The 23,181-nt window shown below is 69.0% G+C and carries 27 protein-coding genes; 14 read left to right on the top strand and 13 right to left on the bottom strand.

Going from position 1 to position 23,181, the window contains the following annotated elements; genetic code table 11:
- Positions 1-12: 12 nt before the first annotated feature.
- Complete coding sequence (locus tag QC180_RS04040; protein ID WP_278261226.1) at positions 13-417, bottom strand: type II toxin-antitoxin system VapC family toxin; 405 nt, start codon at positions 415-417, stop codon at positions 13-15.
- Positions 414-686: a type II toxin-antitoxin system Phd/YefM family antitoxin gene (locus tag QC180_RS04045; RefSeq protein ID WP_278261227.1), complete on the bottom strand. Its 273-nt coding sequence runs from the start codon at positions 684-686 to the stop codon at positions 414-416. The genes QC180_RS04040 and QC180_RS04045 overlap by 4 nt, the downstream gene beginning before the upstream one ends.
- Positions 687-837: 151 nt before the next feature.
- Here QC180_RS04045 and adh point away from each other — a divergent pair, with 151 nt between their 5' ends.
- The 7 genes from adh (at position 838) to QC180_RS04080 (ending at position 7,364) form a co-directional block, all read left to right on the top strand.
- A complete protein-coding gene (gene adh / locus QC180_RS04050) occupies positions 838-2,355 on the top strand; it encodes an aldehyde dehydrogenase (RefSeq protein ID WP_278261228.1) in 1,518 nt (505 codons plus the stop codon).
- Positions 2,355-2,750, top strand: a complete 396-nt coding sequence (locus tag QC180_RS04055) for a DUF779 domain-containing protein (RefSeq protein WP_278261229.1) — start codon at positions 2,355-2,357, stop codon at positions 2,748-2,750. The genes adh and QC180_RS04055 overlap by 1 nt, the downstream gene beginning before the upstream one ends.
- Before the next feature lie 146 nt (positions 2,751-2,896).
- Positions 2,897-4,339, top strand: a complete 1,443-nt coding sequence (gene eat / locus QC180_RS04060; RefSeq protein ID WP_278261230.1) for an ethanolamine permease — start codon at positions 2,897-2,899, stop codon at positions 4,337-4,339.
- A 77-nt stretch (positions 4,340-4,416) separates the two neighbouring features.
- Positions 4,417-5,829, top strand: a complete 1,413-nt coding sequence (locus QC180_RS04065; protein ID WP_278261231.1) for an ethanolamine ammonia-lyase subunit EutB — start codon at positions 4,417-4,419, stop codon at positions 5,827-5,829.
- Positions 5,826-6,716 (top strand): ethanolamine ammonia-lyase subunit EutC, encoded by an 891-nt coding sequence (gene eutC, locus QC180_RS04070; protein WP_278261232.1) that lies wholly within the window; start codon positions 5,826-5,828, stop codon positions 6,714-6,716. Before QC180_RS04065 ends, eutC begins: the two co-directional genes overlap by 4 nt.
- 5 nt (positions 6,717-6,721) lie before the next feature.
- Positions 6,722-7,120, top strand: a complete 399-nt coding sequence (locus QC180_RS04075) for an NUDIX hydrolase (RefSeq protein ID WP_278261233.1) — start codon at positions 6,722-6,724, stop codon at positions 7,118-7,120.
- A 70-nt stretch (positions 7,121-7,190) separates the two neighbouring features.
- Positions 7,191-7,364, top strand: a complete 174-nt coding sequence (locus tag QC180_RS04080; RefSeq protein WP_278261234.1) for a hypothetical protein — start codon at positions 7,191-7,193, stop codon at positions 7,362-7,364.
- Here the strand turns inward: QC180_RS04080 and QC180_RS04085 are convergent.
- On the bottom strand, positions 7,361-7,618 hold the full coding sequence (locus QC180_RS04085; protein WP_278261235.1) for a hypothetical protein: 258 nt from the start codon (positions 7,616-7,618) through the stop codon (positions 7,361-7,363). The two genes, QC180_RS04080 and QC180_RS04085, sit on opposite strands and share 4 nt — an antisense overlap.
- The gene (mca, locus tag QC180_RS04090; protein WP_278261236.1) at positions 7,618-8,478 is read right to left on the bottom strand and encodes a mycothiol conjugate amidase Mca; all 861 of its coding nucleotides are present in this window, start codon (positions 8,476-8,478) and stop codon (positions 7,618-7,620) included. The genes QC180_RS04085 and mca overlap by 1 nt, the downstream gene beginning before the upstream one ends.
- 121 nt (positions 8,479-8,599) lie before the next feature.
- Between mca and QC180_RS04095 the strand changes: the two genes are divergently transcribed.
- Entirely contained in the window at positions 8,600-9,058 is a 459-nt protein-coding gene (locus QC180_RS04095; protein WP_278261237.1) for a DUF4307 domain-containing protein, read from the top strand.
- A 240-nt stretch (positions 9,059-9,298) separates the two neighbouring features.
- On the top strand, positions 9,299-9,790 hold the full coding sequence (greA, locus tag QC180_RS04100) for a transcription elongation factor GreA (protein WP_278261238.1): 492 nt from the start codon (positions 9,299-9,301) through the stop codon (positions 9,788-9,790).
- Positions 9,791-9,887: 97 nt separating this feature from the next.
- Here the strand turns inward: greA and QC180_RS04105 are convergent, their stop codons facing one another.
- Positions 9,888-11,030, bottom strand: coding sequence for a cystathionine gamma-synthase (locus QC180_RS04105; RefSeq protein ID WP_278261239.1), 1,143 nt, complete (start codon positions 11,028-11,030; stop codon positions 9,888-9,890).
- A 98-nt stretch (positions 11,031-11,128) separates the two neighbouring features.
- On the opposite strand from QC180_RS04105, the gene QC180_RS04110 reads away from it, so the two are divergent.
- Positions 11,129-12,310 carry an acyl-CoA dehydrogenase family protein gene (locus tag QC180_RS04110; RefSeq protein WP_278261240.1) on the top strand — a complete coding sequence of 394 codons (1,182 nt, stop codon included), beginning with the start codon at positions 11,129-11,131 and terminating at the stop codon, positions 12,308-12,310.
- Between the two features lies 1 nt (position 12,311).
- On the opposite strand, the gene QC180_RS04115 is transcribed toward QC180_RS04110, so the two are convergent.
- Both QC180_RS04115 and QC180_RS04120 read right to left on the bottom strand, forming a co-directional pair.
- The gene (locus QC180_RS04115; protein WP_278261241.1) at positions 12,312-12,611 is read right to left on the bottom strand and encodes a hypothetical protein; all 300 of its coding nucleotides are present in this window, start codon (positions 12,609-12,611) and stop codon (positions 12,312-12,314) included.
- A 108-nt stretch (positions 12,612-12,719) separates the two neighbouring features.
- Entirely contained in the window at positions 12,720-14,036 is a 1,317-nt protein-coding gene (locus QC180_RS04120) for an NtaA/DmoA family FMN-dependent monooxygenase (RefSeq protein WP_278261242.1), read from the bottom strand.
- A 109-nt stretch (positions 14,037-14,145) separates the two neighbouring features.
- On the opposite strand from QC180_RS04120, the gene QC180_RS04125 reads away from it, so the two are divergent.
- The gene (locus QC180_RS04125) at positions 14,146-15,516 is read left to right on the top strand and encodes a lipase family protein (protein ID WP_278261243.1); all 1,371 of its coding nucleotides are present in this window, start codon (positions 14,146-14,148) and stop codon (positions 15,514-15,516) included.
- Here the strand turns inward: QC180_RS04125 and QC180_RS04130 are convergent.
- Both QC180_RS04130 and QC180_RS04135 read right to left on the bottom strand, forming a co-directional pair.
- Positions 15,503-16,699: an FAD-dependent oxidoreductase gene (locus QC180_RS04130; RefSeq protein WP_278261244.1), complete on the bottom strand. Its 1,197-nt coding sequence runs from the start codon at positions 16,697-16,699 to the stop codon at positions 15,503-15,505. The genes QC180_RS04125 and QC180_RS04130 overlap by 14 nt on opposite strands.
- A complete protein-coding gene (locus tag QC180_RS04135) occupies positions 16,699-17,346 on the bottom strand; it encodes a TetR/AcrR family transcriptional regulator (protein ID WP_278261245.1) in 648 nt (215 codons plus the stop codon). The genes QC180_RS04130 and QC180_RS04135 overlap by 1 nt, the downstream gene beginning before the upstream one ends.
- 189 nt (positions 17,347-17,535) lie before the next feature.
- Between QC180_RS04135 and QC180_RS04140 the strand changes: the two genes are divergently transcribed.
- Positions 17,536-18,327: a mechanosensitive ion channel family protein gene (locus QC180_RS04140; RefSeq protein WP_278261246.1), complete on the top strand. Its 792-nt coding sequence runs from the start codon at positions 17,536-17,538 to the stop codon at positions 18,325-18,327.
- Positions 18,328-18,378: 51 nt separating this feature from the next.
- Here the strand turns inward: QC180_RS04140 and QC180_RS04145 are convergent, their stop codons facing one another.
- From QC180_RS04145 to QC180_RS04160, 4 genes are all read right to left on the bottom strand, one after another.
- The gene (locus QC180_RS04145; RefSeq protein WP_278261247.1) at positions 18,379-18,708 is read right to left on the bottom strand and encodes a DUF6401 family natural product biosynthesis protein; all 330 of its coding nucleotides are present in this window, start codon (positions 18,706-18,708) and stop codon (positions 18,379-18,381) included.
- Positions 18,709-18,774: 66 nt separating this feature from the next.
- On the bottom strand, positions 18,775-19,194 hold the full coding sequence (locus tag QC180_RS04150) for a DNA-binding protein (RefSeq protein WP_278261248.1): 420 nt from the start codon (positions 19,192-19,194) through the stop codon (positions 18,775-18,777).
- Positions 19,191-19,457, bottom strand: a complete 267-nt coding sequence (locus QC180_RS04155) for a ribbon-helix-helix domain-containing protein (protein ID WP_278261249.1) — start codon at positions 19,455-19,457, stop codon at positions 19,191-19,193. The genes QC180_RS04150 and QC180_RS04155 overlap by 4 nt, the downstream gene beginning before the upstream one ends.
- Positions 19,458-19,513: 56 nt before the next feature.
- Entirely contained in the window at positions 19,514-20,893 is a 1,380-nt protein-coding gene (locus QC180_RS04160) for a cystathionine beta-synthase (protein WP_278261250.1), read from the bottom strand.
- 124 nt (positions 20,894-21,017) lie between these two features.
- Here QC180_RS04160 and QC180_RS04165 point away from each other — a divergent pair, with 124 nt between their 5' ends.
- Together QC180_RS04165 and QC180_RS04170 are read left to right on the top strand one after the other, a co-directional pair.
- Positions 21,018-21,899: an SGNH/GDSL hydrolase family protein gene (locus tag QC180_RS04165; RefSeq protein WP_278261251.1), complete on the top strand. Its 882-nt coding sequence runs from the start codon at positions 21,018-21,020 to the stop codon at positions 21,897-21,899.
- 38 nt (positions 21,900-21,937) lie between these two features.
- The gene (locus QC180_RS04170; protein WP_278261252.1) at positions 21,938-23,158 is read left to right on the top strand and encodes an acetyl-CoA C-acetyltransferase; all 1,221 of its coding nucleotides are present in this window, start codon (positions 21,938-21,940) and stop codon (positions 23,156-23,158) included.
- Positions 23,159-23,181 lie beyond the last annotated feature (23 nt).

The following is a 23,181-nucleotide window of genomic DNA, read 5'->3' on the forward strand; positions in this document are numbered from 1 at the left end:
GTCGGAAGCCGGTCAGAGCGCGACGATCTCGAGCATGCTCTCCAAGCCCTTGAAGTCGCCCGCGTTCCGGGTGTACAGCGGCAAGTCGTTCGCGGAGGCGATCGCGGCGATCAGCAGATCCATGCGACGCGGGCGCGGGTCGCGGGTCGCGGCGATCGTCAACGCGACCAGCGTCCCGTACCGGGTGGCGGCGGCTTCGTCGAACGGCAACGGATCGAATTCGACGATCGCCGCTCCGAACTGCTCCGAACGCGCCGCGCGCGCGACCGGGTCCTTCGCCATCGCCACACCTTGGTTCAACTCGGCCAAGGTGATCGCGGTGATCTCCGGCGTCTCGGGCAGGTGGGCGGCGTCGAGTTCGGCGAGATCCAGGTAGGTACAGGTGTCGAGGACCCCAGACTCGTGCCGGGCGGTCACCGGTCGCTCCACGGGTCGTCGTCGCCGATCCGATCCTCGGAGCCGAAGAACTCATCGGCCTCCGCGCGCATCGTCGCGTAGTCCACTCGCGGCAGCGCTCGGTGCCGGGCCACCAGCTCTTCGGCACTGCGCCGACGCCGTCGTCCGACCGGTCGCACTTCCGCGACCTCGACGCCATTGCGGGTGACCCGAATGGTCTCACCCGCTTCCACGGCGTCCATGATCGCTGCCGAGTTGTTTCGGAACTCGCGCTGACTGATCTGCCTCATGGCACCAGCGTAGCCTGTTGCGCTACAGCGTGCTACCAGCGCTCGGCGTACTCTCCGCGCCTGATCGGTCGGGGTTCAACGTTTCATCAACCCTCGCGGCGCATAGTGATGGGCGTCACGATTCATCGGAATCAGCGAGGAGACCGAACTCATGATCTACGCGAAGCCGGGTGCCGAGGGCAGTGTCGTCAGTTACGCGCCGCGGTACGACAACTTCATCGACGGGAAGTGGGTTCCGCCGGTCGAGGGGCGGTATTTCGAGAACACCTCGCCGGTGGACGGGCAGCCGTTCTGTGAGATCGCGCGGTCGAGCGCGGCGGATGTGGAGCTGGCCCTCGATGCCGCTCATCGGGCCGCCGACGCCTGGGGTGCCACGTCGGCCGCCGAGCGCGCCAACATCCTGAACAAGATCGCCGATCGGATCGAGAACAATCTCGAGGCCCTTGCGGTGGCCGAGACCTGGGACAACGGCAAGCCGGTCCGCGAGACCCTGGCGGCGGACCTGCCGCTGGCCGTGGACCACTTCCGCTACTTCGCCGGAGTCCTGCGCGCCCAGGAGGGCGGGATCAGCGAGGTCGACGGCGACACCATCGCCTATCACTTCCACGAGCCGCTGGGCGTGGTCGCCCAGATCATCCCGTGGAACTTCCCGATCCTGATGGCCACCTGGAAGCTGGCCCCCGCGCTGGCGGCGGGCAACGCGGTGGTGCTCAAGCCCGCCGAGCAGACCCCGGCCTCGATCATGAAGGTCGTGGAGCTCATCGCGGATCTGCTGCCGCCGGGAGTTCTCAACGTGGTCAACGGATTCGGCGTGGAGGCGGGCAAGCCCCTGGCGTCGAGCCCGCGCGTGGCCAAGGTCGCCTTCACCGGCGAGACCACCACCGGCCGCCTGATCATGCAGTACGCGAGCGAGAACATCATCCCCGTCACCCTGGAACTGGGCGGCAAGAGCCCCAACATCTTCCTGCCCGACGTGATGGCCGCCGACGACGACTTCCTCGACAAGGCCATCGAGGGCTTCGTGATGTTCGCGCTCAACCAGGGCGAGGTGTGCACCTGTCCCTCGCGGGCGCTGATCGCCTCGTCGATCTACGACGAGTTCATGGCCCGCTGTATCGAGCGCACCAAGGCCATCGTCAGCGGCAACCCGCTCGACGAGGCCACCATGATCGGCGCCCAGGCCAGTAACGACCAGTTCGAGAAGATCCTGTCCTACATCGACATCGGCAAGAAGGAAGGCGCGGAAGTCCTCACCGGCGGCGCGGTCCGCAGCGTCGACGGGCTGGCCGAGGGCTTCTACATCGAGCCGACGATCTTCAAGGGCAGCAACGACATGCGCGTGTTCCAGGAGGAGATCTTCGGCCCGGTCGTCGCGGTGACCACGTTCGACTCCACCGACGAGGCGCTGAAGATCGCCAACGACACCCTCTACGGCCTCGGCGCGGGTGTCTGGACCCGCGACATCAACACCGCCTACCGCCTCGGCCGCGGCATCAAGGCGGGCCGGGTGTGGACCAACTGCTACCACGCCTACCCCGCGCACGCGGCCTTCGGCGGCTACAAGAAGTCCGGCATCGGCCGCGAGAACCACAAGATGATGCTCGAGCACTACCAGCAGACCAAGAACCTGCTGGTCAGCTACTCGCCCACCAAGCTCGGCTTCTTCTGATGACGCGGCGCGTCGACCTCACCGAGAAGGCGGCGGCGCTGCTGCGGGAACTGGCCGGGCAACACGGCCCGGTCATGTTCCACCAATCCGGCGGCTGCTGCGACGGCAGCTCCCCGATGTGCTACCCGCGCGGCGAGTTCCGCGTGGGCGCCTCGGACGTGCTGCTCGGCTATCTGCCCGACGACATCCCGTTCTGGATGAGCGCCGACCAGTTCGCCTACTGGAAGCACACCCACCTCACCGTCGACGTGGTGCCCGGCCGTGGCAGCGGCTTCTCCCTGGAGGCACCCGAGGGTGTGCGATTCCTGATCCGCTCCCGGCTGCTCACCGACGAGGAGGTGGCCGAGCTGGAAACCCAGCCCCCACCACCCACCGGTGACACCGTTCCACAGTGATGTGAAACACCAGTAAACACACCGTTTACGCAGGTCGGCGACGCTTGATACGCGTCGCTGACCTCGGTGATCCACGGCCGTAACAGTCGTCAACCATTCTTCAACCCTCGAGCTTCACTGTTGCCGCCGAGTGCGCATTGCTGTTGATGAGGAGCTACCCCGTGAGTACTGACGCGATTCCCGCCACCGGCGCGGACGCCGCCACCGACGAATATCTCGCCAAACGCACCCTGCGGTCCGGCTCGGCCGGATGGGTGCTGCTGGCCGGGCTCGGCGTGAGCTACGTGATCTCCGGCGACTACTCGGGCTGGAACTTCGGCCTGGCCGAGGGCGGCTTCGGCGGTCTGCTGATCGCCGCGATCGTGATCGCCGCGATGTATCTGGCCATGGTGCTCGGCATGGCCGAGCTGTCCTCGGCACTGCCCGCGGCGGGCGGCGGCTACACCTTCGCCCGGCGCGCGCTCGGGCCGTGGGGCGGATTCGCCACCGGCACAGCGATTCTCATCGAATACGCGATCGCGCCCGCCGCCATCGCCACCTTCATCGGCGCCTACGTGGAATCGCTGAACCTGTTCGGGATCACCGACGGCTGGTGGGTGTATCTGGCGGTGTACGCACTGTTCATCGGCATCCACCTCGGTGGCGCGGGCGAGGCGCTCAAGGCGATGTTCGTGATCACCGGTATCGCGCTGGTGGGCCTGGTGGTCTTCGCCATCGCGGCCATCGGCGAGTTCGACTCGGCCAATCTCACCAACATCACCCCCGACGCCGACGCGACCGGCGCCTCGGCGTTCCTGCCCTTCGGCTACCTGGGCATCTGGGCGGCGATCCCGTTCGCGATCTGGTTCTTCCTCGCCGTCGAAGGCGTGCCGCTGGCCGCCGAGGAGGCCAGTGATCCGGCGAAGAACGTGCCCAAGGGCATCATCGTGGCGATGCTGCTGCTGGTGGTCACCGGTGCGGTGGTGCTGTTCCTGGTGACCGGCGCGCTCGGCGCCCAGGACGCTTCGGCCTCGGGCAATCCGCTGGTGGAGGCGCTGGGCGACAGCTCGGCGGCCAAGGTGGTCAACTACATCGGCCTGGCCGGACTGGTCGCCAGCTTCTTCTCCATCGTCTACGCCTACTCCCGCCAGACCTTCGCGCTCTCGCGCGCGGGCTACCTGCCGACCAGCCTGTCGGTGACCAACTCCCGCAAGGCACCCGTGCTGGCGCTGATCGTGCCCGGCGTGATCGGCTTCGGTCTCTCGCTCACCGGCGAGGGCGCGATGCTGCTGAACATGGCCGTGTTCGGCGCCGCGGTGAGCTACGTGCTGATGATGGTGAGCCACATCGTGCTCCGGGTGCGTGAGCCGCACATGCCCCGCCCCTACCGCACTCCCGGCGGCATCGCGACCACCTCGTTCGCCCTGGTCATCGCGGCGGTGTCGGTGGCAGCGACCTTCCTGGTCGACCCGAAGGCGGCGCTGTTCACCCTCGGCGTCTTCTGCGCCTTCCTGGCCTACTTCGGCCTCTACAGTCGTCATCACCTGGTCGCGAAATCGCCCGACGAGGAGTTCGCGGTCCTGGCGAAAGCCGAACACGACCTGGAGTAGCAGCGCCGAGTACGCCCGGCAGCGGCCCACGCGCTGCCGGGCGAGCACCCGAAATCCGCGAAAGGAGACGGCGCCCGATGACCGTGTACCGCAGCTCTGTCGGTGTCACCACCCACACCTTCGACGGCCTGATCGACCTGCTCGCCAAGGCCACCCCGCTGCGCAGCGGCGACCAGCTGGCCGGATGCGCGGCCGAGACCGACGCCGAACGCGCGGCCGCCCAGTGGGCGCTGGCCGAGGTGCCGTTGCGGACCTTCCTCGATGAGGTCGTGGTCCCGTACGAGACCGACGAGGTGACCCGGCTGATCATCGACAGCCACGACCGCCTCGCCTTCGCCCCGATCGCGCATCTCACCGTCGGCGGACTGCGGGACTGGCTGCTCGCCGTCGCCGCGACCGACACCGCGGCGGCGACGCTGGCCGCGGTCTCGCCGGGACTCACCCCGGAGATGGTGGCCGCGGTCTCGAAGATCATGCGCAACCAGGACCTCATCGCGGTCGCCAAGGCCGCCGAGGTGCGGGCCGGATTCCGTACCACCATCGGCCTGCCCGGCCGATTGAGCACCCGCCTGCAACCCAATCACCCCACCGACGACCCGCGCGGCATCGCCGCCGCCACCCTCGACGGCCTGCTGCTGGGCTGCGGCGACGCGGTGATCGGCATCAACCCCGCCACCGACTCCCCGCAAGCCACGGCCGACCTGTTGCGCCTGCTCGACGAAGTCCGGCTGCGTTTCGACATCCCCACCCAGTCGTGCGTGCTCTCCCACGTCACCACCACCATCGGCCTGATCGAGGCGGGCGCGCCGGTGGATCTGGTGTTCCAGTCGGTGGCGGGCACCGAGGGCGCCAATACCGGTTTCGGCGTGAACATCTCGCTGCTGCGCGAGGGCAACGAGGCGGGGCGTTCGCTCGGGCGCGGCAGCGTCGGTGAGAACGTGATGTACCTGGAGACCGGGCAGGGATCGGCGTTGAGCGCGAATGCCCATCTGGGCGTGGGTGATCGGCCGGTCGACCAGCAGACCCTCGAGACGCGCGCCTACGCCGTCGCCCGGGATCTGCGACCGCTGCTGGTCAATACGGTCGTCGGCTTCATCGGGCCGGAGTATCTCTACGACGGCAAACAGATCATCCGCGCCGGACTCGAGGACCACTTCTGCGGCAAACTGCTCGGCCTGCCGATGGGCGTGGACATCTGCTACACCAATCACGCCGAAGCCGACTCCGACGACATGGACACCCTGCTCACCCTGTTGGTGGCCGCGGGCTGCGCCTTCGTCATCACGGTGCCCGGCGCCGACGACGTGATGCTCGGCTACCAGAGCCTGAGCTTCCACGACGCCCTCTACGCCCGCACCATCGGAAACCTGCGTCCCGCACCGGAATTCGAGCGCTGGCTGGACGGGCTCGGCCTGCTCGATCGAGACGGGCGGGTACGCCAGGTTCCTCCGATGTCCTCACCCCTGCACGCCTTGACGGGGACCCGGTGAGCACCGGGCCGACCGCACACCGCCGCACACCGGATCACGGTGCCGCACCGGCGATCCCCTGCCCGGACGCCGATCTCGCGGCGACGGCCCACCTCGGTCCGTCGCCGTCGGGCCCCCGCCCGCCGGACCCCACCGACGACTTCTGGACGGCCCTGCGCCGAACCACCCAGGCCCGCATCGGCCTGGGCCGCACCGGCGACGCCCTGCCGACCACCGACGTCCTCACCCTGCGCACCGCGCACGCCGCCGCTCGCGACGCGGTGCACGTCCCGCTCGACGTCGAGATCTTCACCGCGCAGATCGCGAGCATGGGTCTGGGCACACCGCTGACGGTCACCAGCCGCGCCGCCGACCGCTCCGAGTACCTGCGCAGACCCGACCTCGGCCGACTGCCCGCCGACCTGTCCGGTCTCGGGAACGACGGCGCCGACATCGGCGTCGTCCTCGCCGACGGCCTGTCCGCCCGTGCCCTCACCGATCACGCCGCCGGACTCCTCGCCGCCCTCGCCGACGAACTCGCCGACCGCTACACCCTCGCCCCACCGGTCGTGGCCACCCAGGCCCGCGTCGCCCTCGGCGACCACATCGGCGCGGCGCTCGGTGTGCGTACGGTGCTGGTCCTCATCGGCGAACGTCCCGGTCTCTCGGTGGCCGACAGCCTCGGCGTCTACCTCACCCACGACCCGCGCCCCGGTCGCGCCGACGCCGAACGCAATTGCGTCTCCAATATCCATCCCCCCGGCGGCCTCACCTACACCGACGCCGCGCGGGTCGTCGCGGGGCTGGTCGCCGGGGCCCGCGCCCTCGGTCGCTCCGGCGTGGCGCTCAAGGACGAAACCCGGACGGCCACACCGATAGCCCGGGCTGACTCAGACACCTTAGAGTGATCTCCATGATCCGCACCGCCGCCCTCGCCCATGTCCGCGACCGCAGGCTGATCCAGACGCGCCCGGAAGGCAAAGAAGTCTTCTACATGGCGGGCGGCAAGATCGATCCCGGCGAAACCCCGCTGCAGGCCTTACATCGCGAGATCGAGGAAGAACTCGGCGTCGGCCTGGCCGGGGTCGCCGAACTGGGCATCTTCGAGGCCGAAGCCTACGGCCACGCCACCAACACCGGCCTGCACATGACCTGTTTCCTGGCCGACCTCACCGGCGAGCCCCACGCCACCGGCGAGATCGCCGAATTCCGCTACTTCACCGTCAGCGAATACGCCGCCATGGACCACGTCGCCCCCGGCTCCATGCTCGTCTTCAAACACCTGCACGACCTCGACCTCATCGACTGGTAGTTCGCGGAGGCAACGATTGGGTGTCGGCCGAAACACTTGATGCGACAACCACGATGGCACTGTCATGGAGATGACCTCGTCGGAGCGGCGAGCTGCGCTACGTCAGCTCGTCGTCCTGTTCGGCCTGATGAACACCATGATCGAGCTCAGCGTCAACGGCGCGCCACGTTCGCTCACCGAGCACGCCACCGCCGCGCGCGACATCATCGGTGAGCTGGTCACCGACTTCGCGCAGGCGGGCTAGGTCGCGGACTTCGGCGGGTCGGTGCTCTCGGCCTCGGCGGGAATCGCGCCGGGCTCGGTGCCCTCGTCGGCCTTCTGATCCGGTTCCGGATGCTCGGGCTCGAAGGTCTCGGGCAGGCCCTTGAGGTGCTTGTTCATCGAGCGGACCAGCAGCACCGTGCCCGCCAGCAGGATCAGCACGATCAGCAGACCCAGCGGCGAGGCCTTGCCGAACTCGGGGCCGGTGGGGGTGTTCTGTGCGAGAAGAGCCAACATCACCGGTCGGCGTCCTCGATACCGGCGAACAGGTCGGTCTCCGGGATGGCGGTGGACACTCTCGTCTTGGCCAATTCGAACTCCTCGGTCGGCCAGAGCCGCTGCTGCAATTCCAGCGGGATCGCGAAGAACGCCCCGTTGGGATCGATCTGGGTCGCGTGCGCGCGCAGGGCGTCGTCACGCTGGGGGAAGTATTTCGAGCACTCGATCTGGGTGGTGACCCTGGCCCAGGCGTCGTCGCGCTTGTACTCGCGCATCCGGTCCAGCCACTCCTGGAGCGGGAACGGCTCGCCGATGCGTTCGTACTCACCGGCGAAGGCCTCGAGCCGCTTCATCGAGAAGCCGTGGTCGTAGTACAGCTTGAGCGGCGTCCACGGTTCGCCCGCGTCGGGGAACTTCGTGGGATCGCCCGCCGCCTCGTAGGCGGCCATCGACACCTCGTGGCAGCGGATGTGGTCGGGGTGCGGGTAGCCACCGTTCTCGTCGTAGGTGGTGATGACATGCGGCCGGAACTCGCGCACCACCTTCACCAGCGCCTCGGTGGACTCCTCCAGCGGCACCAGCGCGAAGCAGCCCTCGGGCAGCGGCGGCAGCGGGTCGCCCTCGGGCAGGCCCGAGTCGACATAGCCGAGCCACTGTTGACGCACGCCCAGCGCGTGCGCGGCCGCCGCCATCTCCTCGCGGCGCACCTCCTCGATCCGGTCCAGGACACCGGGGGTGTCCATGGCCGGGTTGAGGATGCTGCCGCGCTCACCGCCGGTCAGGGTCACGACCAGCACGTCGACGCCTTCGGCGGCGTAGCGTGCCGTGGTCGCGGCACCCTTGCTGGACTCGTCGTCGGGGTGGGCGTGCACAGCCATGAGGCGAAGGCCACTCACGTCTCGTTCACCATCGCTCTCGCTCGCGGGTGTCAGAACTTCGTTCCCTATAGTTCCATCCGACCCCCCGTTTGTTCCGACCACCCCCGGGAGCGAGAAACCGATGAGCGAACCCGCACCCGACACCGCGGCGAACCCGGCCGACGCCGCCACCCGACACGCCGATCGTTACGGCGCGAAGCCACCGGCGCGTCGCCTCTGGCTGATGGTGCTGCTCGGCGTCGGCGTGGTGGTCGCGGGCCTGGGGGTGGCCTATCTCGGCTTCCAGAAGTACGGCCCGAAGGCGATCGAGACCGAGCAGCTCGGCTATGTCGTCGTCGACGACTCGACCCTCGAGATCCGCATGAAAGTGACTCGGGACGAGCCCCAGCGCGACGTCGTGTGCTTCGTGCGCGCCATGGATCGCGACGGCGCCGAGGTCGGCAGGCGCGAGGTGCTGGTGCCCGGATCGGAGTACACCAGTGTTCAGGTGACCACCACGGTCAAGTCCTCCGCGCGCGCCTCGGCGGGCGACATCTACGGCTGCACCGAACAGGTTCCGGACTATCTGCGGGTCGGATGAACCCGCTCCGCCCGGCCTGACCTGCATATTTATGAGACATGCTAAAATGGGCTGATACACGGTTCCGGGGCTCGGAGCCGTGTTTGCTGCATTGGCGGCCAGCGGTGCTGTTTCCGGGTTACGGGTTCACCCCAGGATCGCTCCAGCCGTCGGGCTGGCGCATGCCCTCGTGATCGAGGTCATCGCGCCGGTTTCAGGGAATCCCGGTGCGCCGGGAACAACTACTAGGGAGTGATCGAGATGACCGAGAATGTGACCTGGCTTACCCAGGAGTCGCACGACAGGCTCAAGGGCGAGCTGGACTCGCTCATTGCCAATCGTCCGGTCATTGCCGCCGAGATCAACGAGCGTCGCGAAGAGGGCGACCTCAAGGAGAACGGCGGCTACCACGCCGCGCGTGAGGAGCAGGGCCAGCAGGAGGCGCGCATCCGCCAGCTGCAGGAGCTGCTGAACAACGCCAAGGTCGGCGTCGCCCCCACCAAGTCCGGTGTGGCCCTCCCGGGCTCGGTCGTCACGGTCTACTACGACGGTGACGAAGGCGATACCGAGACCTTCCTCATCGCGACCCGCGAAGAGGGCCTCGGCGCCACCGATCTCGAGACCTACTCGCCCAACTCGCCGCTGGGCGGCGCGCTGATCGACGCCAAGGTCGGCGAGACCCGCGAGTACACGCTGCCCAACGGCAACACCATGAAGGTGACCTTGGTCAGCGCGGAGCCGTACCACGGCTGAGCCCGGCCACGCCGAGCCCGCACGAACCGAACCCGAACGCGAGCGCCCGCATCCGAACATCGGATGCGGGCGCTTCGTCATTCGCGGGGGCTCCGTCTCAGCTCAGGGCCTGCTCGACATCGGCGAGCAGGTCGCTGATGTCCTCGATGCCGACCGAGAGCCGGACCAGATCGGCGGGCACCTCCAGCTCCGAACCCTCGGTGCTGGCGTGGGTCATGGCGCCGGGGTGCTCGATGAGCGATTCGATGCCGCCCAGCGATTCGGCCAGGGTGAAGATGCGGGTGCGCGAGCAGAACTTCAGCGCCGCGTCGCGACCACCGGCCAGGCGCACCGAGATCATGCCGCCGCGACGACGCATCTGCTTCTGCGCGATCTCGTAACCGGGGTGGGTGGGCAGGCCCGGGTAGATCACCTGGGAGATGGCCGGGTGGTTGGTGAGGAACTCCGCGATCACCTCGGCGTTGTCGCAGTGCTTCTCCATCCGCACGGCCAGGGTCTTGATGCCGCGCAGGGTGAGGAAGGCGTCGAACGGGCCGGGCACCGCGCCCGCGCCGTTCTGCAGGAACGCGAACGCGGTGTCGAGTTCCTTGCTGTTGGTGATCAGCGCGCCACCGACCACATCGGAGTGTCCACCCAGGTACTTGGTGGTGGAGTGCAGCACGATGTCGGCGCCCAGCAGCAGCGGCTGCTGCAGGTACGGGGTGGCGAAGGTGTTGTCGACGACCAGCTTGGCGTCGGCCTCGTGCGCGATGTCGGCCAGCGCGGGGATGTCACCGATGCTCAGCAGCGGGTTGGTGGGGGTCTCGACCCAGACCAGCTTGGTGTTGGGGCGGATGGCCGCGCGCACCGCGTCCAGGTCGGCGATGTGGGCGGGCGAGTGCTCGATGCCCCACTGGCTGAAGACCTTGTCGATGAGCCGGAAGGTGCCGCCGTAGGCGTCGTCGGGGATGACGATGTGGTCGCCCGGACGCAGTACCGCGCGCAGCGCGCAGTCGGTGGCCGCCATGCCGGAGGCGAAGGCGCGACCGTAGGTACCCGATTCGAGGGCGGCGAGGTTGGCTTCCAGCGCGGTGCGCGTGGGGTTGCCGGTGCGCGCGTACTCGTAACCGCCGCGCATGCCGCCGACGCCGTCCTGGGCGAAGGTCGAGCTCGCGTAGATCGGCACGTTCACCGCGCCGGTCTGAGGATCGGGTTCATATCCGGCGTGGATGGCCCTGGTCGAGAATCCCAGCTCACTCATGGCCCCAGACTAGTTGGCCGGTTTCGGCGGGCGGTGCGGGGGTGCGGGCGTGCACGATGTGTCGGATTCGCCCGGCACGCTGGGGTTAGGCTGGCGCCATGGTGACTGTCGAGGAACTGTTCGCGATCGACCCGCTGCTCTCGTCGGAGGAGCGCGAAATCCGCGACACCGTGGCCCGATTCGGGGAGCGCCGGTTGCGCCCGCACGTGGCCGACTGGTTCGAGCAGGGCACCTTCCCCGCCCGCGAGATCGCCCCGGAGCTGGGCAAGCTCGGTCTGCTCGGCATGCACCTCGAGGGGTACGGCTGCGCGGGCGCCTCGGCCACGGCTTACGGCCTGGCCTGCCAGGAACTCGAGGCGGTCGATTCGGGCGTGCGCAGCATGGTGTCGGTGCAGGGCTCGCTGGCCATGTCGGCGATCCACTTCTACGGCTCCGAGGAGCAGAAGCAGCAGTACCTGCCCGCCATGGCGGCCGGTGAGCTGATCGGCTGCTTCGGCCTCACCGAACCCGACTTCGGCTCCAACCCCGGCGGCATGCGCACCCGCGCCCGGCGCGACGGCGACGACTGGGTGCTCAACGGCTCGAAGATGTGGATCACCAACGGCTCGGTCGCCGATGTGGCCGTGGTCTGGGCCTATGCCGAGGAACCCGGCCAGGACAAGCCCCGTGTGCGCGGTTTCCTGGTGCCCGCGGGCACCCCCGGCTTCACCACCCGCGAGCTGCACCACAAGCTCTCGCTGCGCGCTTCGCTCACCGCCGCACTGGATTTCGACGACGTGCGCCTGCCCGCCGACGCCGTCCTGCCCGATTCGCGCGGGCTGAGCGCCCCGCTGGCCTGCCTGAGCGAGGCCCGCTTCGGCATCGTCTTCGGTGCGCTGGGCGCGGCCCGCGACTGCTTGAGCGCCGCCATCGACTACGCCCGCACCCGCGAGGTGTTCGACAAGCCGCTGGCGGGCTACCAGCTCACCCAGGCCAAGCTCGCCGACATGGCGCTCGAGCTGGGCAAGGGCCAGCTGCTCGCGCTGCACCTGGGCCGGTTGAAGGACCGCCACGAGATCACCGGCGAGCAGATCAGCGCGGGCAAACTCAACAGCACCCGCGAGGCCATCGCGATCGCCCGCGAATGCCGGACCATCCTGGGCGCCAACGGGATCACCCTCGACTACCCTGTGCTGCGCCACGCCAACAACCTGGAGTCGGTGCTCACCTACGAGGGCACCGCCGAGGTGCACCAGCTGGTGCTGGGCAAGGCTCTCACCGACGCCAACGCCTTCCGTTAGATCAGCCGACGCGGGCGGGCCGGATGAGCCCGCTCGCGAAGGCCAGCGTCAGCATCACGACCACGACCGTGAGCACGGTCAACGCGATGGGCACGGTGATCGCTGCGGGGATGCCGAGCACCGTCAGACCGGTGACGCCCCCGCAACCCCAGATGATCGCGGCGACGAGGCGGCCCAGCAGCGGCGCGTACGGCCACCGGCGGCACACGCCGGAAATGCCACGTCGCACCGAATAGCCTGCGCCCGTGGCCACGACGGGACTCATGCCGAGCAGCTGTACGGCCGGGTCGGTGACGTGCACAGCGGATCCTTTCGCTTCGCCGAGCTGGTTTGCCGAAAGTTTTCTCGAGTCGGTTATACCCGCTCACAATCCATCGGACAGCCCGTTCGCGCAACTCCGCGTCCGCGATCACTCCCCCGCGCGCGCCACCCCCTCGCGCCCGGCCAGCGCAGGCAATTCCAGGTTCTCCCGGTAGGTTCCGCCCAGGTAGTCGGTGTCGAGCAGGCCCCGGCGGCGCAGTTCGGGCAGCAGGCCGTTGACGACGAAATCGCCGGTCCGCGCGTCGGTGAGTCCGCCCACGGTGAAGACGTCGAGGACATCGGCCCGATAGCGCTCCTCGATGGCGTCGGCCACCTGCTCCGGCGTGCCCGCCACGGCCCAGTGGCCGGTGTCCTTGGCGGCGATCACCAATTCGCGCAGGGTCTTCCCGGACGCCGCGAGCTTGCCGAAGATCTCCACCCGGCCACGACGGCGCCGCACCGAATCGAGCTGTGGCAGCAGACTTTCCGGGATCGGCTTGTCCAATGGCAGCTCGGACAGGTCGATCTCGCCGCCGAGCATGTCGGCCAGTTGCGCACGCCCCGCGTCGAAGTCGGTGGCCTCGGCCGCCTCCGCGACCAGCCTGCGCGCTTCGGCCTCGGTGGCGCCGTAGGTGGCGTGCAGGGAGCTGAAGATCAGCGGAAGCCCTGGTGGCCTGCCGAATTCGGCCGCTCTGGTGCGAATCTTCTTGGTGTAGGTGACCGCGTCCTCGAGCGTCGGCAGCGAGGTGAAGACCACTTCGGCGAAGCGGGCGCCCAGCTCGATACCGCCCGCGGACTGCCCGGCCTGGAACTGCACCGGCCTGCCCTGCGGCAGGGTGGGGATATTGAGCGGTCCGCGCACCGAGAAGTGCTGTCCCGCATAGTCGATCGGCTCGACCAGCGAGGCGTCGAGCTCGGCGCCGCCGCGACCGTCCGGACGCAGCGCCCCCGGCCGCCAGCTGTCGAACAGCGCGTTGACCACCTCGAGCGATTCGGTGGCGCGGGCGTAGCGCTGCTCCGGGCTCGGCAGCTCACCCGTGCCGTAGTTCTCCTCCCCGAGCGAGGAGGTCACCGCGTTCCAGGCGGCCCGGCCGTTGCTGATGTGGTCGAGCGTGCCGAACAGGCGGGCCAGGTTGTACGGGTGGTGGAAGGTCGTGGTGACGGTGGCGATCAGGCCGACGTGGGTGGTGACGGCGCCGAGCGCGGCCAGCTGGATCAGCGGCTCCTGCGCGCCGATGGCGCCCTGCGCGCCGAAACTGAGCAGGTCAGCCGCGAACAGGGCGCCGATCTTGTTCTCCTCGGCGATCCGGGCGATCCGCACCGCCTCGTCGAGCGTCGATCGGGTCGGGTCCACCGCCGCCGCGTACACCTGCGGCGATCCACTGACGCCCGTGACGGTCTTCAACTTCCGACGTTCGGTGCCCATGGAACCAAGTCCAGCAGACCTATCGGGACAGGCCCATGGTTGCGCTCACCGCAAGCCGAACAGCCCCGAAACCACTCCGATGAAATAGAACCTGTTCTACCTTTGTCGGATGAAGCGACTTCGTGGGGTGGGGCGGCTGGGCCGGGGTGTCATCGGTGCGCTGGTCGTCGCGATCGGCTGTTCACTACTCGTCGGCCCCGCCGCGCGGGCGACGCCGAATACGAGCGACTCGTTCTACCAGCCGCCCGCGGGCTACGAGGCCACCGTGCCCGGCACCATCCTGCGCACTCGCCCGATCACCGCCGCCGCGCAGCAGCTGATCCCGCTGCGGGTGCGTGCCTGGCAGCTGCTCTACCGAACCACCAGCGCCACCGGCGATCCCTACGCGGCGGTGACCACCGTGCTCGCCAAGGACGACGGTCGCGCGCCGACCGCGGTCCTGTCCTACAACTCCATGATCGACGCCATCGCCCCGGAATGCATGCCGTCACAGGTGCTGCGAGCCGGGAGCCCGTGGTTCGATTTCGCCCGTCCCGGCGGGCCGGTCGCCCTGGGGACCACCGCGTCCGAGTCGCTGATGATCGCGGCCGGGCTCGAGCAGGGCTGGGCGGTGTCGGTGCCGGACCTCGGCGGCGTCGACAACCACTTCCTCACCCCGCGCGAACCCGGGTACGTGGCCCTCGACGGCGTGCGGGCGGTCAAGGATTTCGCGGCGCTGGCCGTCGCGCCCGGGGCTCCCGCCGCGCTGTGGGGCTACTCCGGTGGCGGCATCGCCTCGAATTGGGCGGCCGAGGTGCAGCCCACCTATGCCCCCGAACTGCCGATCGCGGGCGTCGCGGTGGGCGCCCCGGTCGTCGACCTGCCCGCCGCGCTGCGCACCGGGAACGGCACGCCGGTGGCGGGTCTGGTCGGCATCGGTGTCGCCGCGCTGAGCCAGGATTCGCCGGAGTTCGCCGCGCTGATGGACAGCGTGCTCACCCCCGAGGGCAAGCGCCTGCTCGACGGCGCGGCGGCCAGTTGCACCCCGCAGAACCTGCTGAGCTTCGTGATGCGTGATTTCGACCGGCTCACCAGCGTGCCGCTGGCCGAGATCGTGGACACGCCGCTGGTGCGGGCCCTGATCGAGGACCGCGCCCTGGGCACGACCGCGCCGACGGCACCGCTGTACGTCTACAACGCCGTCGACGACGAACTGAGCACCATCGAATCCGCCGATCGGCTCGTCGAGGGCTACTGCGCCGCGGGCACCGCTGTCACCTACCGGCGCGACCTGATCCCCTCGGTGGTCTCCGCGCACACCTTCGGCTGGGGACTCGGCGCCCCCGGCGCCTTCGCCTGGCTGAAGGAACGCATGGCCGACGCCGAGCCACCGAGGGGGTGCGATGTCCAGACGCTCAGCACCCCCGTCACGCCGGAGGCGCTGAGCACCCTGGGGCCCGACTATCTGGTCGGCATGCTGCGGGCGGTCATCGGCCGCTGACGCCGTCCTGTGTCGCCGACCGCGTCCCGGAGCTCCGCCGGGCGACCGTCACCGCCGACGCGGCGGCACTGAGCGCGCTGTTGATCGAGATCTCGCCGCGCATGCCCGGCGCGGCGACCATGTCACCGGCCAGGTAGACGCCGTCACCACGGTCGATGGCGGGCCGGTCGCGCCAGGTGGTGCCGGGCAGGTCCAGCGCGCCCATGCGGTTCTTGGCGGTGGAGGTGCGGTGGAAGGTGGTCCGGGAGCGCCAGTCCGGCAGCACGGCGTCGGCCAGGGTTTCGAGACGCTGGTGGGCGCTGTCGCGGGATTCGTTCGCGCGCACCGGCATCTGGAGCTGGAACAGCGATTCGCCCGCAGGGGCGATGGTGTCGTCCTGGGCGGTGTAGCACTCGGAGAAGCCCCCTTCGTCCAGGTCGAACATCAGGAACCGGTCTCGACGGTCCTTACGCACCCCGATGTCGAGCAGCGCGGCGAAACCACCGGTGCCGTGCAGACTTTCGTCGCCCAGCAGGCGCCGCGCCGAGTCGAGATCGGTGGCCACGATCACCGGACCGTCGGTGGGCAGCGTGTCGACCCTGGCGCCCGTCTCGATGACGACGCCGAGTTCGGTGGCCCGCGCGATCATCCGGTCGATCACCTGCTGCCAGCCGCCCCGCACCCAGCGCACCCCCGGCACGTTCACACCCAGCACCCGCTGGAACAGATCCCATACGAACGCCGCCGACAACCGGCCGGTCTCCGCGTCGTAAGTGACCACGCTGATCGTATTGGCCACCCGCGTGGCGGTCCGCTCGCCCCAGCGCTGGGCGGCCCAACTGTGGAAATCGACGTCCACGGGCGCCTGTAACCACTTCCGCGACTGCGCGCGCAGCACCCCCGGCGGCGGCACCCGTCGAACCCGTCCGTCCACCCGGAAGCCGATCTTGGCGGCGTCGGTGAGCCCGGGCCAGCCCAGCCCGGCGACGAGACCTCGCTCCTTCAACCAGGTGTAGTGCGGGCCGTCGGCATAGAACACGTGCGCGCCCTCGTGTGCCACATGCGGCGGCGGAGTCGCGCGACCGCGTCCGCCCAGCGACTGATGCGCCTCGAAAAGCCTGACCGGCACGCCTTGTTCGGCAGCGGCGATCGCCGCCGTGAGCCCGGCCAGTCCGCCCCCGATGACGGTGATCGGTGTGTTCATCAGCTGCCCTCTCCTTCGATACGCGCCCGGTCGAGCCGGGCGGCGATCAGCTCCGCGGTGGCCCGCAGGTAGCGTTCGGTGTCGACGTCGGCCGGGTGACCACCGTCGAAGATGTCGCCCATCATCCAGAGGTGGGCCAGGGCGCCGACCAGGACGGCGGCCGCCGCCTCCCAATCCTGTTCGCGCGCAGTGGGTCCGGCCATCTCCACGAGTCCGCGGGTGACGGCGGACATGACTACCGCGTACTCCTGCTCCCGGAAGACCTCGAGCAGTGGTGTGGGAATCGAGTTGTCCCGCAGCAGGATTCGGGTCACATCGCGGTCGTGGTCGAGACGGTCCAGGCCGATCCGGCACAGCGCGAGCAACATGTCGACCGGGTCGGCGGTCGGGGCGAACGCGGCCAGCGCGTCGGCCAGCGAGAATTCCGGCGACAGGAACAGATCCCACTGGGCCCGATCGCGCAGCCGCGCGTCCACCGCCGACACCAGCAGTTCGTCCTTGGACTTGAAGTGCCGGTAGAGCGCCCCCGACCCGCCCGAGAGTCCGGCCGCCCGCTCGATCTGGGCGACCGAGGTCTTGGCGAAACCCTGCTCGCCGAACAGCCGCAGGGCCTCGTCCATGATCCGCTCCCGCGTCGTGGGCGTCACGTCACCTCCGTTGTAAGTAACCGCTTACTTACTGTGACTCGAGCGCGCCGGATCCGCAATACCCCCGCGCTGACCGGACCCGAGGCAACGGAATAGCCACAGGTGATTCGGTATCGCTATAGGGGGTAGATACTCGACAGGCGCTTCGGCAATCGGCCGCGGCGGCCGGGAAGAGCGAAAGGAAGTGCTGTGGATACCACCGTCGTTGCGATCGATTTCCAGCAGGGCATAACTGACGCGTGGAGTTCGGTCGCGCAATTCGTTCCGAAGGCTGTCGCCTTCGTCGCCATCCTCATCATCGGCTGGATCATCGCGAAAATCGTGGCCAGAATCGTCGACGCCGTTCTGGAGCGGGTAGGTTTCGATCGACTCGTCGAACGCGGGCAGATCCGGAAAATGATGTCCCGCAGCAAATATGACGCCTCCGATATCCTCGCGAAGATCGCCTATTACGCGATTCTGCTGATCGCGTTGCAGATCGGTTTCGGCGTGTTCGGGCCGAACCCGGTCAGCGACCTGCTCACCAGCATCGTGGCCTGGCTGCCCAAGGCGGCGGTGGCGATCGTGATCGTGGTGATCGCGGCGGCCATCGCGCACGCGGTCAGCGAGATGATCACCAATGTGCTGGGCGGACTGTCCTACGGGCCGCTGCTGGGCAAGATCGCGGCGGTGTTCATCTGGGGTATCGGCATCATCGCCGCGCTCAACCAGATCGGCGTCGCCACCACGGTGACCACCCCGATCCTGATCGCGGTGCTCGCCACCATCGGCGGCATCCTGGTCGTCGGCGTGGGCGGTGGTCTGGTGCGGCCGATGGAACAGCGGTGGAACCGCGTGCTCGGCGGCCTGGAGTCGGAGATGCCCGCGATGAAGGGGCACGCCGAGGCCTACCAGCGCGGCAAGGAGGACGCCACCCGGGCGGGCGAGCGGGTCAGCACCACCCAGGAGTGGACGACCGAGACGCGCGGTACGACCACCTGAGTGCGACCGATCACGGCGCTCCGCCACCGTGCGGGGCGCCGTCGTCGCGTGTCAGAACCCCGCGTGCGCGCACACCGCGGCGATCCGCAGCGACAGCCAATCCGCCGTCTGCCAATCCAGCGGCGGGAACACCGGATATTCGGTGTGCTCGATCAGTCCCCGCACATATCCGGCGAGCAGGATGTTCACCGGAATCCGCTCCGAATCCACCACCCCGAATTCCAGAATGTCCCGCACCGCGGCCGCATGCTGATCCAGCTCCGCCGTCAACCCGGGCACCTCGACGGCCGCCGCGACCGCAGGCGCCCCGAATTCCGTATTCAACTGCTGCAGATGGCGTCGTGCCGAGAATTCGAGCAACGCGGGACCGGGCGAAAACATTACTGGATGGTATCAATTTCATCCCGACCCGATGAACTCCAGTGGCGAATCTCTCGGAGAACCGGGTCAGACGGTCTGGACGACCACCCGCGGATCGACCATGCGCGTGAGATCGTCGACGTCGGAGGTGTATACCGTGACCTCCCCCGGCTGATCGTTCGCCACCACCGCCAGTACCGCGTCGATCGCGTACTTGTGCCCGTGCAGACCCGCCGACGTCAGCAGTCGCCGTGCCGCACGCGCCTGCTCCTTACCCAGATCGGCGACCACCAGCCGGGACAAGACCCAATCCCATCGATGCGCCGAGGTCCGGCCGTCGTGCGCCTCGACCACTGTCATCGGCGAGGTGACCACCACGGCGTCGAGTTCGGCGGCTACGACGATCCGGGCGATCATCGCACGGTCACCACGCACCGCCTTCGACAACGCCTCCGAATCGAGGACGTGCACGCGCGGCACCGCGGCCTGCGGTCGCTTCTTGCTCACGCCGAACGACGCTCGGCGGCCCGGCGCCGATCGTGCTCGGCGTCCACGGCCGCGAGTTCGGCCAGCGCCGCCGACCGCTCGGCGTCGGTGACCGGCCCGTGTTCGTCCTGCAGCCACTGAGCCAGCTCGACCAACCGATCCCGCTCCAGCTTCGCCCGCAACGCCTCGGCGATATAGGCGGACAGACCACGATCACTGGCCTCCGCCCGGATCTCGTCGAGAAGATCCTCGGGAACCGTGACGGTGATCTTCCTGGTGGCCATACAAACCACCATACTCGCCGTACTACCTGGGTGGGTTCAGAATCCCACCGACAGAATCAGTGGCCGGTGCTGAGGAAGCCGAGGAGGTCGTGGCGGGTGATGACGCCGACGGGCTTGCCGTCTTCGACGACCATGAGGGCGTCGGTGTCGGAGAGGGCCTTGGTGGCGGTGGAGATGGGTTCGCCGGAGCCGATGAGGGGGAAGGAAGGGCTCATGTGCTGGGCGACGGAGTCGGTGAGGTGGGCGCGGCCCTCGAAGACGGCGGAGAGCAGGTCGCGTTCGGTGACACTGCCCGCGACCTCACCGGCCATGACCGGCGGTTCGGCGCCGACGACCGGCATCTGCGAGACGCCGTATTCGCGCAGGATCTCGATGGCGTCGCGCAGGGTCTCCGACGGGTGGGTGTGCACCAGGTCGGGCAGTTCGCCGGACTTGCCGCGCAGCACGTCGCCGACCAGCGGCTCGGGGCCCGCCTCGAGCGGGGTGCGCAGGAAGCCGTAGGAGCTCATCCACTTGTCGTTGAAGATCTTCGACAGGTAGCCGCGGCCACCGTCGGGCAGCAGCACGACCACGACGGCGTCGGGGTCACGGCGGGCCACCTCGATGGCGGCGACCACGGCCATGCCGCAGGAACCACCGACGAGCAGGCCCTCCTCGCGGGCCAGGCGGCGGGTCATGTCGAAGGAGTCGGCGTCGGAGACGGCGATGATCTCGTCGGGCACGGCCGGGTCGTAGGCCGAGGGCCAGAAGTCCTCGCCGACGCCCTCGACCAGGTAGGGGCGCCCGGTGCCGCCGGAGTAGACCGAGCCCTCCGGATCGGCGCCGATGATCTTCACCTTGCCGCCGGAGACCTCCTTGAGGTAGCGGCCGGTGCCGGTGATGGTGCCGCCGGTGCCGACACCGGCGACGAAGTGGGTCACCTTGCCGTCGGTGTCACGCCAGATCTCCGGACCGGTGGTCTCGTAGTGGCTGTCGGGGCCGCCGGGGTTGGCGTACTGGTTGGGCTTCCAGGCGCCCTCGATCTCGCGGACCAGGCGATCGGAGACGTTGTAGTAGCTGTCGGGATGCTCCGGCGGCACGGCGGTCGGGCAGACCACGACTTCGGCGCCGTAGGCCCGCAGGACATTGCGCTTGTCCTCGCTGACCTTGTCCGGGCAGACGAACACGCACTTGTAGCCGCGCTGCTGGGCCACCAGCGCCAGCCCGACACCGGTGTTGCCCGAGGTCGGCTCGACGATCGTGCCGCCCGGCTTCAGCAGGCCCTCTTCCTCGGCGGCGTCGATCATCTTGACCGCGATGCGGTCCTTGGAGCTGCCGCCCGGGTTGAGGTATTCGATCTTGGCGGCCACCAGACCCGCGTTGGGCCCGACCACCGAGTTCAGTCGAACCAGGGGGGTGTTGCCGATGAGGTCGACGACGTGATCCGCGATGCGCATGGCCTCCATCGTTCCAGAACCCCGGGGCGGCGGCGCGACCTGGTCCGATCGAGTGAGCCAGAGCACCGGCGCGCCCGGGCCGCGCGGGCTTGTCCCGGGGCGGATCACCTGATTTCGTTAGGGCATGAGAGTCGGACTGCGCGCGGCTGTCGTCACCGGCGCGACCACCGTGCTCGCCGGGTCCGGTGCGGGCACCATCTCCTGGGCCACCTATCGGTTGCTGATGACACAGGCGGGGGCCGCGCGGGCGGTGATCGGACGCGACACCTCCAAGCCGCCCGAGGCCGACGGGGTCTACGCGCCCGGCGCGCAACGGCCCGAACCGTGGCGCACCGGCCTGCCCAGCGACCTGCACCTGATGATCTTCGGTGACTCCACCGCCGCCGGGCTCGGCTGTCTGAGCGCGGCCGACGTGCCCGGCGTGCGGCTGGCGCGCGGGCTCGCCGAGGCGAGCGGGATGCGGGTCCGATTGAGTACCAAGGCCATCTCGGGGGCCACCTCCAAAGGGCTGGCCGGGCAGGTCGACGCGATGTTCGTCGCCGGACCGCCACCGGACGCGGCGGTCATCCTGGTGGGCGCCAACGACATCACCAAGAAGCACTCCATCCGGGCCTCGGCGCGCCGCTTGGCCAGCGCGGTGGCGCGATTGCGCGCGGCCGACGCGCTGGTGGTCGTGGGCACCTGCCCGAATCTGGGTACCGTCACCGCGATCCAGCAGCCGCTGCGCACGGTGGTCGCGAACTGGAGTGTGCGGCTGGCCAAGGCGCAGACGGTGGCGACCACGCTGGCCGACGGTGTCGCGGTGCCGATGGGTTCGCCGCTGGTCGCCTCGGAGTTCCGGGCGGCCCCGGAGATCCTGTTCGCGACCGACGGATTCCACCCGTCGGCGGCGGGTTACGAACTCGCCGCCGCCCAATTGCTTCCCGTACTGATCGCGGCCGTGCGCGAGGCGACCTGGTCTTCCGGTAGCGCACAGCGAGACGTAGATTCGGAATGGACCGGTTAGTACACAGCCGTTCGCCAGCCATGTGAAAAGGAGTCCTCATGCCCGAGGCCGTCATCGTCTCCACCGCCCGCTCCCCGATCGGCCGTGCCGTCAAGGGGTCCCTGGCGAGTATGCGTCCGGACGACCTGACCGCGCAGATGGTCCAGGCCGCGCTGGCCAAGGTGCCCTCGCTCGACCCGACGCAGATCGACGACATCATCCTGGGCACCGGCTCCCCCGCCGGTGAGGGTGGCTTCAACCAGGGCCGCATCGTCGCGGTGAAGCTGGGTCTGGACGTGGTGCCCGGCACCACCGTGCACCGCTACTGTGCCTCCTCGCTGCAGTCCACCCGGATGGCCTTCCACGCCATCAAGGCCGGGGAGGGTGACGTGTTCATCTCCGCCGGTGTGGAGACCGTTTCGCGCTACGCGCGCGGCTCGGCCGACAGCTCGCCCGACACCAAGAACCCCGAGTTCGCCGAGGCCGAGGCCCGCACCGCCAAGACCGCCGAGGGCGGCGCGGGCGCGTGGCACGACCCGCGGCAGGACGGCCTGCTGCCCGACGCCTACATCGCGATGGGCCAGACCGCGGAGAACGTCGCCTCGCTGACCGGCATCTCCCGCGAGGACCAGGACCGCTGGGGCGTGCGCTCGCAGAACCGCGCCGAGGAGGCCATCAAGTCCGGCTTCTTCGAGCGCGAGATCACCCCGGTCACCCTGGCCGACGGCACCGTGGTGAGCAAGGACGACGGCCCGCGCGCTGGCGTCACCTACGAGGCGGTCAGCCAGCTCAAGCCGGTGTTCCGTCCCGACGGCACCGTCACCGCCGGTAACTGCTGCCCGCTCAACGACGGCGCGGCCGCGCTGGTCATCATGAGCGACACCAAGGCCAAGGAGCTGGGCCTGACCCCGCTGGCCCGCATCGTGTCCACCGGCGTGTCCGGCCTGTCGCCGGAGATCATGGGCCTTGGCCCGGTCGAGGCCGTGAAGAAGGCGCTGGCCTTCGCGGGCAAGTCGGTCTCCGACATCGACCTGTTCGAGATCAACGAGGCCTTCGCCGTGCAGGTGCTCGGCTCGGCGCGTGAGCTCAAGATCGACGAGGACAAGCTCAATGTCTCCGGTGGCGCGATCGCGCTGGGTCATCCCTTCGGCATGACCGGTGCCCGCATCACCACCACCCTGCTGAACAACCTGCAGACCTACGACAAGCAGTTCGGCGTGGAGACCATGTGCGTCGGCGGCGGCCAGGGCATGGCGCTGGTGATCGAGCGCCTCAGCTGAGATAGACAGTAGAAGAGCGGCCC

It is taken from the genome of Nocardia anocheti, from assembly GCF_029675105.1.
GTDB lineage: Bacteria > Actinomycetota > Actinomycetes > Mycobacteriales > Mycobacteriaceae > Nocardia.

Excerpts from the sequence above, each read along its gene's own strand:
- QC180_RS04110 (WP_278261240.1), top strand. The coding sequence starts at position 11,129 with ATGGTGACTGTCGAGGAACTGTTCGCGATCGACCCGCTGCTCTCGTCG.
- QC180_RS04120 (WP_278261242.1), bottom strand. The coding sequence starts at position 14,036 with ATGGGCACCGAACGTCGGAAGTTGAAGACCGTCACGGGCGTCAGTGGA.
- eat (WP_278261230.1), top strand. The coding sequence starts at position 2,897 with ATGAGGAGCTACCCCGTGAGTACTGACGCGATTCCCGCCACCGGCGCG.
- mca (WP_278261236.1), bottom strand. The coding sequence starts at position 8,478 with ATGGCTGTGCACGCCCACCCCGACGACGAGTCCAGCAAGGGTGCCGCG.
- QC180_RS04095 (WP_278261237.1), top strand. The coding sequence starts at position 8,600 with ATGAGCGAACCCGCACCCGACACCGCGGCGAACCCGGCCGACGCCGCC.
- QC180_RS04055 (WP_278261229.1), top strand. The coding sequence starts at position 2,355 with ATGACGCGGCGCGTCGACCTCACCGAGAAGGCGGCGGCGCTGCTGCGG.
- QC180_RS04170 (WP_278261252.1), top strand. The coding sequence starts at position 21,938 with ATGCCCGAGGCCGTCATCGTCTCCACCGCCCGCTCCCCGATCGGCCGT.
- QC180_RS04045 (WP_278261227.1), bottom strand. The coding sequence starts at position 686 with ATGAGGCAGATCAGTCAGCGCGAGTTCCGAAACAACTCGGCAGCGATC.
- QC180_RS04125 (WP_278261243.1), top strand. The coding sequence starts at position 14,146 with ATGAAGCGACTTCGTGGGGTGGGGCGGCTGGGCCGGGGTGTCATCGGT.
- QC180_RS04080 (WP_278261234.1), top strand. The coding sequence starts at position 7,191 with ATGACCTCGTCGGAGCGGCGAGCTGCGCTACGTCAGCTCGTCGTCCTG.
- QC180_RS04105 (WP_278261239.1), bottom strand. The coding sequence starts at position 11,030 with ATGAGTGAGCTGGGATTCTCGACCAGGGCCATCCACGCCGGATATGAA.
- greA (WP_278261238.1), top strand. The coding sequence starts at position 9,299 with ATGACCGAGAATGTGACCTGGCTTACCCAGGAGTCGCACGACAGGCTC.
- QC180_RS04130 (WP_278261244.1), bottom strand. The coding sequence starts at position 16,699 with ATGAACACACCGATCACCGTCATCGGGGGCGGACTGGCCGGGCTCACG.
- QC180_RS04075 (WP_278261233.1), top strand. The coding sequence starts at position 6,722 with ATGATCCGCACCGCCGCCCTCGCCCATGTCCGCGACCGCAGGCTGATC.
- QC180_RS04165 (WP_278261251.1), top strand. The coding sequence starts at position 21,018 with ATGAGAGTCGGACTGCGCGCGGCTGTCGTCACCGGCGCGACCACCGTG.
- QC180_RS04065 (WP_278261231.1), top strand. The coding sequence starts at position 4,417 with ATGACCGTGTACCGCAGCTCTGTCGGTGTCACCACCCACACCTTCGAC.
- QC180_RS04085 (WP_278261235.1), bottom strand. The coding sequence starts at position 7,618 with ATGTTGGCTCTTCTCGCACAGAACACCCCCACCGGCCCCGAGTTCGGC.
- QC180_RS04155 (WP_278261249.1), bottom strand. The coding sequence starts at position 19,457 with ATGGCCACCAGGAAGATCACCGTCACGGTTCCCGAGGATCTTCTCGAC.
- QC180_RS04160 (WP_278261250.1), bottom strand. The coding sequence starts at position 20,893 with ATGCGCATCGCGGATCACGTCGTCGACCTCATCGGCAACACCCCCCTG.
- QC180_RS04145 (WP_278261247.1), bottom strand. The coding sequence starts at position 18,708 with ATGTTTTCGCCCGGTCCCGCGTTGCTCGAATTCTCGGCACGACGCCAT.
- adh (WP_278261228.1), top strand. The coding sequence starts at position 838 with ATGATCTACGCGAAGCCGGGTGCCGAGGGCAGTGTCGTCAGTTACGCG.